The organism is Bacillus sp. SD088 (assembly GCF_017355205.1).
Taxonomy (GTDB): domain Bacteria; phylum Bacillota; class Bacilli; order Bacillales; family Bacillaceae_C; genus Lederbergia.
The window spans coordinates 224,065-236,866 of sequence record NZ_JADIJK010000005.1 but is presented as its reverse complement, the minus strand read 5'-3'; the positions used below and the strand labels follow the sequence as shown (position 1 = coordinate 236,866).

The following is a 12,802-nucleotide window of genomic DNA, read 5'->3' as shown; positions in this document are numbered from 1 at the left end:
AGTTTCCTTAACAACAAGAAAAGCGCAAGCGCCCGTTTAGCGACGTACAAACTTTCATAGTAAGGATGGAACAGCTAAAAACGCGACATCCTGGCGGCAGACTCAAACGTGACGTCCATTTTACTTCCTCCATTCTATTTCTAGAAAAAATAAAGGCAATTTTGGATTAGGAGCTCTAAGGATAACCAACCTCTCCCCAAGTTTACCTGAATTCTGAAAGTAAAAACTAGTAATTTTTAAGAAAGTCTCCCACCTTTGGTATAATTGAGTTTGTACTAAACAAAAAACAAGGTCAAGTTTCTCATAAACCTATCTAATACTAAAATTAACTTTCAATTAAAGAATGCAACTTGCTGGACTATTGCCTTTGCTGCAAAAATATATAATTCTGTTGAAATTCTTAAAAAAGGGGGGTTCCGATGGGAAAGAAAAATTCTGATAAGGAAAAACATATTTTAATAACTGCAATGAAACTATTCTCATCAAAAAGTTACAATCGCACATCCATGCAGGAAGTTGCCGATATTTGTGGAATTTCAAAAGGGAGTCTATATCTTTACTTTAAGTCAAAGGAAGATTTACTTTTAAATATTTTACAATATTACTTTCAGTATATGGATGATCAAATTATGCGAATTGAAGAGGATGCTTCCTTGTCTACAGCGGAGAAATTTATAAAGGAATTTGAAATCAAATTAAGTCATTATATTGAACATCAAGAATTTTACAGGCTGCAAGGACAGGAACTTTCGGGGCTAGCAGATAAAAACATTTATCGTTACTTGCATCAGCAAAATATCGCTGAGGTTAAATGGGTTGAGCATTCTTTAATCAAGATCTATGGAAACGAAATGGTTCCGTATGCCTCGGATGGGGCTTTCTTGTTGATGGGGATGACAAAACAATACATGGAACTGATCATCTTGAAACAGTTCCCTTTACAAGTGAAAAAAATTGTACGGTTTTTAATGGCGCAAATAGACTTTATGATCAAAGGACTATTGGATAGCAAGATCGAACCGCTAATGAACAAAAATTTGTGGTCTTTATATTTAGAAGAAGCTGAGGAAGAAAAAGTTCATCCTTTTGAATTGATTAAACAAATGAAAAATCAATTAAAAACCCAGTCGATCCCTGATGCTCTCAAAGCAGAAGCGATTCAATCGCTAACGATTATGGAGCATGAACTGATGAACATGCAGCCAAGAACGGTTATTCTTAAGGGGATGCTTCACAATCTTGAACAGCTTCAGTCGCTTGAGGAGACGAGATTGAAGCTTGCCGACAGTCTACTGCTCCATCAAATGCAGCAAATACCGGAATAGAAGTTGCTCTGGCTACACGTAATATACTATCCAGGTAGTAAGTTCTCCGTATATATTCCCCTCCAAGCAAACAGATATCTACTAAAAGGGGAATATATTCATTTTCTCCATCACATACAGAAAATAGCTCGGTTCTCTTAGGCTAAAAAGACACAGGCAGAGCAGTCAAACTTCGCGAGTTAAGACTGAAGCTCCAGGTAATGCTTTCTCTTGGAACACTAAGGCGCAGATTGGGCATACGCTTGAGCAAAGTGGTAAAGGCGATGTCTCCTTCCAATCGGGCCAGTGGCTTTCCCAAACAAGCGTGGATGCCATGTCCAAAGGCGAGGTGGCGATTGACCTTACGCGCAATATCCAGCTCCTCCGGCTCCGTAAACTGAGATTCATCCCGGTTCGCAGAGCTCAGAACGAGAAGGACCATATCCCCTTGCTTAATTTTCTGACCAGCGATCTCGATCTCTTCCGTAGCAAACCGCGGCCCCGCTATGGTAGCTGGCCCATTGAAGCGAAGCAATTCATCCACAGCCGAAGGAGCAAGACTGAGATCCGCTTTAAGTTTCTCAAGCTGATCGGGACGATCTAACAACATCAAAGTACCCGTGCCGATCAGATTAGAGGTTGTTTCATGTCCTGCAAAAATTAACAGCGTAATCATCGAAAGCAATTCCTCTTCACTGAGTCGATCCCCTTCCTCTTCAATCGGCGTGATTTTCCTCCGTCCCCATTGATCTCAGAGGGTTAAAAGCTAGGACTACAACAGCCGTTGTGTATGTGGGTTAAATGCATACGCTTTCCTTTGCAAGAATTATTTAAACACCTTCATTGGAAGATGTGTTAAGGACTGCCCTGTAGCTGAATCTGTTAAATTATTCTCCAAATCAAAAGATTCCACAGGTGCGATACGAGAAAATTTCTGTAAAAATGCCTGCAATGCTAGTGTCAGTTCCAATCGGGCAAGAGGAGCACCTAGGCAAAAATGTGGACCTTTTCCAAATGTTAAATGCTTTTTATTATTTGAACGGTGAATATTGAGCGTAAAAGGATCTTCAAACATTGCTTCATCCATATTAGCTGCACTCATCCAGGCAATGACCGTATCCCCTTTCTTCATTTCGGGACCTAGTAAATCATTGTCTTGTTTCACGGTGCGATCTCTCTTCGCGTTATGAAAACGATAGCGAAGCATTTCTTCAACAGCTTTTGGAACTAATTCTATGTCATTTCGGAGTTCTTCATATAGAGACTGATCATCATATAACAATGAATAAAAGGTATTTGCCAACGCATGACTCGTGGTTTCAACACCTGCACCTAAAATAAACATTGATACCCGTATAATTTCATCATCGGTAAGCTTCTCATCATCTACTTCAACTTTAATTAGGTCAGAAAGAATATCCTCTGCTGGATTTAATCGTTTCTCAACAACAATCGGGTAGAGATATTGGTAATATTCTTTGGCTGCAGCTTGTTTTCTAAGCTCAATTTCCTCATAGTTCTCTTTTTCATAAGGTTGGAAAAGGATGTCCACCCAATTTTTAAACTGTGATCGATCATCTATTGGGACACCAAATAATTCTGCGATAACCATACCAGGCAAAGGGGCTGCAAATGCTTGCACGATATCAACAGTAGAATTTCCTTCGATGTCTTCGATAAGTTCAGCTACGATCCGCTCGATACGAGGTTCCCAATTTTTTAAACTGCGCGGTGTAAATGCTGCGGACAACAAGGATCTTCTCTTACGGTGTTCCGGAGGGTCCACCATGATGTTGACATTATCTGGAATTGATCCTTCTTTGCTGCTTGCTCCTACAGAAATAGTTGTTTTTGGTCCTTCAATTGAAAAGTATTCATAGTTATTTAATACTTGCTTCACATCATCATACTTAAAAACGTTCCATGTATTTGTTTCCTCATCAAAATAAACAGGTTGAGAGTTAAGCATCTCTTTATACCATTGTAATGGAAAAAATTCTTCTGCACGTGTCTGAAACTTTTTAATATCTTCTAATGAAATGATTTCTTTTGACATCAGAATAGCTCCCTTCAAAATTTTAACATTCGTTTCATCTTATTCATTGTCAAATGGCTGGTCCGCTATCTTGACTGAATCCGTAGGGCATTCTTCCATGGCGTCTATCAAGCTATCAATTTGATCTTCTGGTACAGGGGTAGATCCTCGATTCTGGTCTAATTTCACAAACGCGACCCCATCTTGATCAAGGTCGAAGATTTCTGGAGCCAATCCCTCGCAATTTCCACAGCAAATACATGTTTCTTGGTTAATAATCGCGTATTTTGCCATTGTAAAACCAACCTTTCTTCTTTTCCATCTCCTGTTTCAAAGTCTCTGTTTTTTGTTTAAAAGAATAGAATTTGACCTATCAGTTTCATTATTGACCACACGGTCATATATATAGAGTAACATAATCATTCTCTCGCAAACAAAGGCCTTTCGAATGGTTTTTTTAGAAAGAATGAATGTTGTTAAGCAAGATTGGTTGACACGCTATGTATTACATAGGAAAAGGAATAGACACTTTTTGTCAATTGAATGAATTAATAGAGTAGGAAGAAAGAGGTGGGAGTGAGGTAGGCCTTTAGGGTATTAAGTTGAAAAAAACTAGTTTTTAAGCTTTTCTCCTACATTATGGCGAAATAGAAAAGAACCGAGACGCTTGCGCTCGATTCTGTTTCCATTTTCTATTTGGCCATTTGAAATAGCAGCTAACCCATTATGGCCTAACTTCCATTTACTTAAGGCCATTCTTATAGACACATTTCTACACATATCTGTTTATTTATTGTTCAATGCTCCTGAGACAATCTTTCCCTCAAACATGGTCGCTACCCGCCTAGCTCTTCTTGCAATCGTTTCTGCGGAACAAGTTGCATCAATTAATACGAGGTTGGCTTCATCTCCTACTTTGGGCCAAATTTGTTTTCCATTGGAATCAAGTGGTGTTTTGCCAGCTGTAATAAAATGAAGGGTTTGTGCTAATGATCGTTCATCTACCCAATTTGAAATTTCTGCTAAGCGCCCAGCTCGTTCTAGAATATCTCCATTTCCAAAGGGTGACCAAACATCAAAAATATTATCACACGCAACTGCAACAGGAATCCCTTTCTTACGCAATAATGCAACAGGTGGAAATTTTCTTCCAAGAGGAACACTCGTCATAATCGCAATCCCTGCATCTTTTAATTGTTCTGCTACCATTTCCGCCTCTGCTTCAGACACGTCTCCAAGACCAAACGCATGGCTGATCGCAACCTTTCCTTGGAGACCAGCTTCTTTTGTTAACTGAGCTAATCTTTTTATGGTAAAAATTCCTAGTTGATCTGGATCATGCAAATGCAAATCAATTCCTGCATTTCCCCAGACAGCAAGTTCAACCATTTCTTGCAAAGAAGCCTCAATATTACCATCTACTGTAGCAGGGTCCACACCACCTACCAAATTAGCTCCTTGACGAAGAGCCTGTTTTACTAAATCTTTTGATTTTGTCCGCAATAAACCATGTTGAGGAAATGCAACGATTTCAGATGTTAATTTTCCGGAAAAAGTGTGCAATGCTTTTTGAACTTCTTCTAAATTCTTTAAACCAACCTCAGGGTATATATCGACATGTGTGCGCACATGGGTCACTCCTGATTTCAAATAGATATCCAATAGCTTTTCCGCACGATCCTGTGTAGTGGTCTCCAACGCTGGCAGCGTTTCTTTTTCTATATCAAGTCGGGCAAAGATATTTTTTACAGGTGTGACTGCACGCCACTTATCGCCAAGTAAAGTTTTATCCAAATGACAATGCATTTCTGCAAAAGAAGGAAGAACCAATAATTGCTTGGCATCTTTTTTTGGAAAATCATCTAAAATAGTTTCCGTAGAGGAAAAGATCTTTGCTATCTTCCCTTCCTCAATGAATAAATGGAAACAATCTGTCTTTGTTTCCAACACAGTACCTTTTTCGATTCGGTAGCCAGTCTCTAATCGGGCATTGGTTAACCAAAAGTTATTACTCATTGCACTCTATCCTTTCGTTATCCATTATAAAAGCTCACCAGAAACAACATTTCCTTTAAAGATGACAGCTTTTCTTTCAGCTCTTCTTGCCACTGCTTCACCAGAGCAACTGGCATCAACAAGGACAAAATCAGCATTATCTCCACTATATGGCCAAACACGTTCACCATCTTTATTTAAAGGGGTGATCCCTCCTGTAATATATCCTATGGCTTGTCCTAGCGAACGCTCATCACTTAATCCGAAACGTTGTGCCAACGTTCCCGCTTTCTCCAAACTATCTCCTTTTCCAAATGGTGACCAGTGATCGGTAATACTGTCATCACCTAAAGATACATCTACTCCTTTTTCATGCAAGAGCGGGATTGGAATCGTTCTACCAAGAGGAACGGATGAAGTAATCGATATTCCTTGCAGGGCCAGTAGCTCGGCAACCTCACTCGCTTCTTGAGAAGAGATGTCTGCTAATGCCAAAGCATGGCTAATCGTCACTCTATTCTGCCAGTTGGCTTCTTCTGTTAAAGCAGCTAATCGCTTAAAGGTAAAAATCCCCAGATGCCCTGGATCATGGATATGCAGATCAATGTTCGCGTTCGCTTCTACTGCTAGCTCCATGACTGTATATAATGATTTTTCAATATCTCCATCGATAGACGCTGGGTCTACACCCCCGACAAAGGAAGCGCCATTCCGCAACGCTTCTCGCATTAATGGAACTGAATCACTGCGTAATAAACCATGCTGAGGGAATGCAACAATTTCAACTAAAGCCTTGTCTTTATATGCTTCCACTGCCCGTAATGTCGCTTCAATATTTTTTAAGCCAATATATGGATCAACATTACAATGTGAACGAATATGAGTTGAGCCAGCGCTTAACAGCAAATCTACTAGCTTTTTGGCTCTTTCTTCAGTAAATGGCAATAAACGTGGAAGCAGTTCTTCCTCTTCTTCCAAACGAGTGAGCAAACCTTTCGTTGGAATCGTTGGTGCTTGCCAAGATCCTCCATAATACGTTTTATCAAGATGGATATGCATATCTCTAAATGACGGCAACATTAAGTAATTATTGGCATCAATGGTTTTTCTGCCACAACAATTTCACTTATTTTTTCATTTTCAACCTTGATATGAAAACGTTCTGTCTTTGTTCCTGTAACTGTCTCATTTTCAAACTCATAACCAGTCTCTAAACGGACATTTGTTAACCAATATGCTGAAGTAACCATTTCTCCTCCCAATATAATAAATCCTTCATTCAAGCACACATTGCCTGAATAGGACTATAGAATATTTATCCTGGCATTCTCCATTGATAGTTAAAAAATCTCTACTCACAAATGCTTGAATTTGTGTGGATCAGTGCGCTGCATTTTTTAAAATTTGTTCGATTTCTTGAAATCCAAGCCTTTGTGCATGTTCCAAAGGCGTAACCCCATCACCATCACCAATTTGTATATCTGCCCCATGATCCACTAACAATTGCACAATATCTTGATGATTCTTTCCTCCATCCCCTAGAATGACCGCTTCTATTAATGCAGTCCATTGTAAAGCATTGATATGATTTACATCGACATCAGAATTTTTCAGTAGTTCTTTCACAACCTTTACATGCCCACGTTCTGCTGCTGGAATTAGTGCTGTTCCTCCAAATCTGTTTGTCAACGTTGTATCAGCCTCTGCCGTAATCGCTAATTTGACAATCTCAAGATATCCTGATGCTCCAGCATATAAAAACACATTATTTAATTGGTTATCGCGAATATTAATATCCGCTCCTTTATCGATTAGCACTTCTACCACGTCTATATGGTTACCATAAGTAGCTGCCACAACCGCTGTTTTTCCTTCTTCATCGGTCCCATCAATATCAACACCTTTTTCAAAAAGGCGCAAAACCTCTTCTACATCTCCTTTTCCTGCAGCTAAGATAAATCGATTTTGATTCACTGGTATATCCTCCTCTGTATTCGGTTCTACTTTTTTCGTTAAGGGATCTGAATACTCTGAATCGGATTGGCATGCAGCAAGTAAAATCATCACTATAACAATCCATATATGATTCGTTATACGCATGTCTATCTCCTCCTTCCCTATATACCTGGGGCAAATAATTAAGCGAGTCTCACAGTTATTTTCTGTTATGTAATTATGTTATCATGATGATAGTTATATGAAAAATATTAAAAAAGTAACTTTCACTTAGGGTTTACATATAATAGGAAAAGAGGTATTTTCAAGTGGATATAAGACAACTTCGCTATTTTATAGCCATTGTACAAGAGAGAAAGATCTCTGCCGCTGCTGAACGACTTCATATTTCCCAACCTCCATTAAGTCAACAACTTAAAAATATGGAAGATGAGCTTGGATCAAAATTAATTGTTAGAAATGGGAAGCATTTTGAAGTAACAGATGCCGGAAAGGCCTTATATCAATATGCCTTACGAATGACTCAACTGATGGAAGAAGCTAAGATGGAGGTAAAGGAAATCGGTAACGGTGTTAATGGATCACTATCCTTAGGTGTTAATACCCTTTCTTCAGATGAATTGCCAGAATTACTCAAGCAATTTAAAGAAAAATTTCCTAAAGTTCATTATAAAATCCAACAGAGTGAATCTGCACATCTCTGCAAAATGGTTCGTGATCGTGAAATAGAACTAGCTATTATTCGTTTACCACTTGAATTAGATGATTTCTCCATTCTCTATCTTTACACAGAACCATTTTACTTTATCACTTCCAAAAAACAGAAACGATTCGATGGTGACGTTACACTTGAGGATATAAAAGACTTACCACTACTTTTACCAAGTACAGAAGGATTAGGCGTATATTATTCAATAGTAGAAGCATTTTCGCGTTTACAGCTAGAACCTAATATTATCGGGGAATGCTCTGATATTGCTCTATTACTTGATTTAATCTCGACTGATTTTGGAACAGCAATCGTTCCCGAATCATTACTTAATCGTTATAGAGGATACCCTATTCACAGTCACAAGATTTCCAATATTAATGATTTTTCGGCTCCTGTCGGTCTTGTATGGTTAAAGAATCACTACTTATCTAGAACCGCTCAAAATTTTGTTGATTTATTAAGGAGAAGGTTTTGTTAAGGAGAAAATTGTTATCGCCTTCCCACCCAGCTTACGTATAATCGTTGGTCATTTCCTCGGAAATGGTGAAAAATGTCCATTCTTAAATTACTCTTACCAGGTGCAGTGGAATGATAGATCCCTCCAAAAATAGCTACCAAAAGTTACTTAATAATTGGTAGCTGTTTTTCTGATAATAGATCCTCAACAAACACTTGATGATCTGTAAAAATATTTTCTGGCAGCTCTTCAATGGGGAAAAACTTATTCTGAATGGATTCCTCGTTACTTTCCACTAGCTCGCCACTGTAACGTTTACAAACAAATGAGATTTGAACCAACGATACTTGGTCGCCATTAGCAAATGTCTTATCATATTGGGGACCAGAATAAATCCCAAATAACTCTAGTTCTTCTAACAAAAGTCCTGTTTCTTCATACACTTCTCTCTTAGCTGTATCCTGAACGCTTTCACCTAATTCCATAAAACCACCAGGAAACCCCCACTGACCATTATCAGCACGTTTTTGCATGAGTATAGCATTCTCTTTATCAAAAACAAAGGCACCCGCCACAACCATAATGACTTTCTCATTTCCAACCATTGACCTTACATGTTGGATATAATCCACTGCAATCTTCCTCTCACGTTAAGCTTTTTCAAACAGTCCTTTGTTGTTAATACAGTACTTCGTTTTTAAATACTTTGTGAAACAATATGTTTATTCTATTTAAACCCGAAAATAAAGTGGTAAGCATTGCGGTCAATAATATAGAACATTCAATGGAATTCCCAAATATACAAAAGGATAATTAGGTGATATCTTCTAGCATAATATCCATCTAACCCTTCCCTAACGCAATAACAAGATGAACAACTGATAAATTACTGTCCCTCATTTTCATCTCAGCAAATAAAAACGGAGTCAATAAAAGATTAAAAATACAGGAATAAAACAGATTCTTTGGTACATTCATCTTTTCCTCCTATGCTTAAATTAAATTATTTGTATCTTCTGGATGAACTTTCGGGCTATTTCCTTATCATTGAATTCGATCGTTTTATCTTGAAATATTTGATACGTTTCATGCCCTTTACCAGCAATAATGACAACATCATTTTTCTTTGCTGTTTTAATTGCTTTATAAATGGCCTCTTCCCGATCAATCAATAATTTATATTGTAATGTACTTCCTCTTTTTAATCCTTCCTCAATATCATTCATAATTATATTTGGGTCTTCGGAACGCGGATTATCAGAAGTAATATAAACAATATCACTGTATTCGCTTGCAATCCTTCCCATTATTGGGCGCTTTGTCGCATCCCTATCTCCACCACAACCGAAAACAGTAATGATTCTACCAATTGTAAATTCCTTAATCGTTTTCAACACATTTTCTAAAGCATCGGGCGTATGAGCATAATCAACTAAAACTAGAAAATTCTGTCCTTCATTCACTATTTCCACTCTACCATTAATACTAGTTATCTGAGCTAAACTATTACTAATATTTTCAAGGGGAATTCCTTCTAGTAACGCCGCTGTGACAGCAGCCAATGCATTATATATATTAAACCGACCGACTAATTGCATGTCGATTTCAATGTTCCCCATAAAGGAAGTTAATAAAAATCGAATTCCTTGTGAGCTCATGGTTATATTTTCTGCTGAAACATCAGATTTATTGCTAATTCCATATGTAATGACCTCAGCAGATGTCACTTTACTAAAATACTTAAAACATGGATCATCCGCATTTAGAACAGCATATTTTTTATCTTGATAATTAAATGAATTTCCAAGACTAGAGAATAGCAGACCTTTAGTATGCCTATAATTTTCAAACGTACCGTGATAATCTAGGTGGTCTTGTGTAAGATTAGTAAATATGGCTGTACGAAAATTACATCCCATTACACGTTTCATGTCTATCCCTTGAGATGTCACCTCCATTACACAATATTCCGTTTTGTAATCACTCATCTGCCGGAGATTTCTTTGCAAAATTGGAGATTCCTGTGTATTTATATCTGTCGAATACATATTTCCATTCATCTTTATGCCGTTATTCCCCATAAGGCCCATAGTAAGCCCATAATCAGAAAAAATACTTTCTATCATGTACGATGTTGTAGTTTTGCCGTTCGTCCCTGTAATACCAATAAGTTTCATTTCATGTGATGGATGATTATAAAAATGAGCAGCAATAATCGCCATTGCATGTCTTGCATCTTTAACAAAAATTTTGGGAACAATAATATCAACATCTCGTTCAACTACAAGGGCTGCCGCACCATTCTCTATAGCTTCCTGTGCGTATAGATGCCTATCCTCAAGAAATCCTTTGAGCCCTGGCACACATATAAACAAATTTCCCTTTTCTACTTTTCTTGAATCCATTTGTAAACCAGTTATTTCGATATCAAGGTTTCCGCTTGTACTTTTCACTAGGAAAAGGCTTGCAATCTCTTTTAATAGCAAAATACTTACCTCCTATCTTTTGATAAAATCAAAATGTTTAATCCATATTTTAACACTTTCCCTCTTCTTCATTTGCCCAAGTTGTTAATTGGTTTAACTAATCACATACTTATATTTTAATAAAACCTTTGATTGCGTTTACAACAAGGGGTAGCCATTAAAGAAAATATTCATTGAATAATCTAGTAAATAATTGATTTATCATTGTTATCAGTTGATAGAACGATCGTTGTTCAGAAAAGATTTACCCAGATGGAAGAGAGTTTCTTTTTGAAAAAGTGGCTGAGTCATAACTAAAATGCTAAGCCCCAAAGAAGAATAACTCATTACCTGAGAGGAGGAAATGTACGTAGACTCCCGTGGGAAAAAGGCATCGGTGAGATCCGGGAGTGTAAAGTATATTTCCAAAGCGAGATGTATAAACACCCTAGTAATTCGTTTTTTCCTTTTGCGAAAGCACTTTTGCCTCAGCCACATTATTTTGCTACTGCTTCTTTATTAACTCAATAAACGCATCCACAAAGGTTTGTAAAAACTCTCTTGTTCCTTCATTCTGTAAGTGTCCATTTTCATCTAATAATTCAGCAACATTTGCCAGATAGGCTTCTGGCTGCTGAAGTGTTGGCATATTTAAAAAGACAAGGGATTGCCGCAAATGATGGTTTGCGCCAAATGCGCTTAAATTCCCAGGAGATTGACTAATAATCGCGGCAGCCTTACCATCCCACACACTTGAGCCATAAGGTCTTGACCCTACGTCCAAAGCATTTTTTAATACGGAGGGCACTGAACGATTGTATTCAGGAGTGACGAATAATACTGCGTCTATTTCCTGCATTGTTGTACGAAATGTAGTATATGCCTCTGGTACATTGTTTTCATCATCGTAATCCTGATTGTATAAGGGCAGATTCCCAATTTCCACCATTTCTGTTTCGTATCCTTCAGGAAAAAGGGTTGCAACATTTTTTGCGATTTTTTTAGAAAAAGATTCTTTCCGAAGACTTCCAACTAAGATACCAACTCTTGTCATTTTCTTTCACTCCTTATTTTTTTGATATAGTAAGGTGATCACCTTATTATTTATTAAAAAGTTCGTTTTATACACTAGCCTATCGTTATATCTCACCTACTTTCATTTAGCAATACTGTCTCTCTTATATAATTCAAGTAAATGTGTATTATCACCTTCTAACCCACACAAAAAACCGACCTATTTTATAAAAAAGAAGGTCGGTTCAAATTCATTCGCTTATCTTATAGTTTTTAATGCTCCGCTCCAGGCAAGCACCTCATCCAACATCGTATTAACATTTACAAAATGTAATTCTTGTGGTTGAAATTCTATTGCATTCACGAAATCTGTAAATAAGCTTAAAGTTGGGTGTGTACGAACATCTGCAACTTTTTGTTCTGCCAAAATACCTCGTAAATGTTCGGCAGCGCGTGCTCCACCAGTTGAACCATAACTTACAATCCCAGCTGCTTTGTCATACCAAGCTTCCCGAGCGAAATCAATCGCATTTTTTAGAGCGCTGGTAATACTATGGTTATATTCTTGAACAATAAATACAAAGCCATCGAAGCTAGCAAGTTTTTCATTCCATGCGACAATTCCTGGTTCTGTTCCATCAGTTGTTCCAAAAAGCGGGAGATTGTAATCTAAAATATCGACGATTTCATAGCTAGCATCTTCGCGCTGAGTTGCAAGTTTTTTTACCCATTCTCCTACTTGTGGACTTACACGTCCTTGGCGTGTACTCCCTAAAATAATTCCAATATTTAATTTTTCAGTTGTCATTATGTCTTCCTCCTGGTTTTCCAAATGTTTTTTCAAAATAACCCATTGTTGATACC

The 12,802-nt window shown here is 37.7% G+C and carries 11 protein-coding genes and 2 pseudogenes; 2 read left to right on the top strand and 11 right to left on the bottom strand.

Translation table 11 applies throughout. The features are described from left to right. Positions 1–419 precede the first annotated feature (419 nt). The gene (locus IPU53_RS06745; protein ID WP_207449144.1) at positions 420–1,325 is read left to right on the top strand and encodes a TetR/AcrR family transcriptional regulator; all 906 of its coding nucleotides are present in this window, start codon (positions 420–422) and stop codon (positions 1,323–1,325) included. Between the two features lie 142 nt (positions 1,326–1,467). Here the strand turns inward: IPU53_RS06745 and IPU53_RS06740 are convergent, their stop codons facing one another. The 6 genes and pseudogenes from IPU53_RS06740 to IPU53_RS06715 all read right to left on the bottom strand — a co-directional run bounded on the left by IPU53_RS06740 (position 1,468) and on the right by IPU53_RS06715 (position 7,434). After that, complete coding sequence (locus tag IPU53_RS06740) at positions 1,468–2,025, bottom strand: cytochrome P450 (protein WP_396019914.1); 558 nt, start codon at positions 2,023–2,025, stop codon at positions 1,468–1,470. A 105-nt stretch (positions 2,026–2,130) separates the two neighbouring features. Continuing rightward, positions 2,131–3,360 carry a cytochrome P450 gene (locus IPU53_RS06735; protein ID WP_207449141.1) on the bottom strand — a complete coding sequence of 410 codons (1,230 nt, stop codon included), beginning with the start codon at positions 3,358–3,360 and terminating at the stop codon, positions 2,131–2,133. A 39-nt stretch (positions 3,361–3,399) separates the two neighbouring features. After that, positions 3,400–3,633, bottom strand: coding sequence for a ferredoxin (locus tag IPU53_RS06730; RefSeq protein WP_207449139.1), 234 nt, complete (start codon positions 3,631–3,633; stop codon positions 3,400–3,402). A 492-nt stretch (positions 3,634–4,125) separates the two neighbouring features. Next, positions 4,126–5,355, bottom strand: coding sequence for an amidohydrolase (locus IPU53_RS06725; protein ID WP_207449137.1), 1,230 nt, complete (start codon positions 5,353–5,355; stop codon positions 4,126–4,128). A gap of 24 nt (positions 5,356–5,379) precedes the next feature. Further along, positions 5,380–6,584, bottom strand: a pseudogene (locus tag IPU53_RS06720) (amidohydrolase). 130 nt (positions 6,585–6,714) lie between these two features. Continuing rightward, a complete protein-coding gene (locus IPU53_RS06715) occupies positions 6,715–7,434 on the bottom strand; it encodes an ankyrin repeat domain-containing protein (RefSeq protein WP_207449135.1) in 720 nt (239 codons plus the stop codon). A gap of 164 nt (positions 7,435–7,598) precedes the next feature. Here IPU53_RS06715 and IPU53_RS06710 point away from each other — a divergent pair, with 164 nt between their 5' ends. Beyond that, the gene (locus IPU53_RS06710; protein ID WP_207449133.1) at positions 7,599–8,480 is read left to right on the top strand and encodes a LysR family transcriptional regulator; all 882 of its coding nucleotides are present in this window, start codon (positions 7,599–7,601) and stop codon (positions 8,478–8,480) included. Between the two features lie 143 nt (positions 8,481–8,623). Here the strand turns inward: IPU53_RS06710 and IPU53_RS06705 are convergent, their stop codons facing one another. The 5 genes and pseudogenes from IPU53_RS06705 to IPU53_RS06690 all read right to left on the bottom strand — a co-directional run bounded on the left by IPU53_RS06705 (position 8,624) and on the right by IPU53_RS06690 (position 12,792). Further along, positions 8,624–9,091, bottom strand: coding sequence for an NUDIX hydrolase (locus IPU53_RS06705; RefSeq protein ID WP_207449131.1), 468 nt, complete (start codon positions 9,089–9,091; stop codon positions 8,624–8,626). Between the two features lie 211 nt (positions 9,092–9,302). Then, positions 9,303–9,437 (bottom strand): hypothetical protein, encoded by a 135-nt coding sequence (locus IPU53_RS25245; protein ID WP_278253246.1) that lies wholly within the window; start codon positions 9,435–9,437, stop codon positions 9,303–9,305. Positions 9,438–9,457: 20 nt separating this feature from the next. Beyond that, positions 9,458–10,945, bottom strand: a complete 1,488-nt coding sequence (locus tag IPU53_RS06700) for a UDP-N-acetylmuramoyl-L-alanyl-D-glutamate--2,6-diaminopimelate ligase (protein WP_207449129.1) — start codon at positions 10,943–10,945, stop codon at positions 9,458–9,460. 484 nt (positions 10,946–11,429) lie between these two features. Next, positions 11,430–11,978: an NADPH-dependent FMN reductase gene (locus tag IPU53_RS06695; RefSeq protein WP_207449127.1), complete on the bottom strand. Its 549-nt coding sequence runs from the start codon at positions 11,976–11,978 to the stop codon at positions 11,430–11,432. Positions 11,979–12,197: 219 nt separating this feature from the next. Then, positions 12,198–12,792 (bottom strand): annotated as a pseudogene (locus tag IPU53_RS06690) (NADPH-dependent FMN reductase). Between the last annotated feature and the right edge of the window lie 10 nt (positions 12,793–12,802).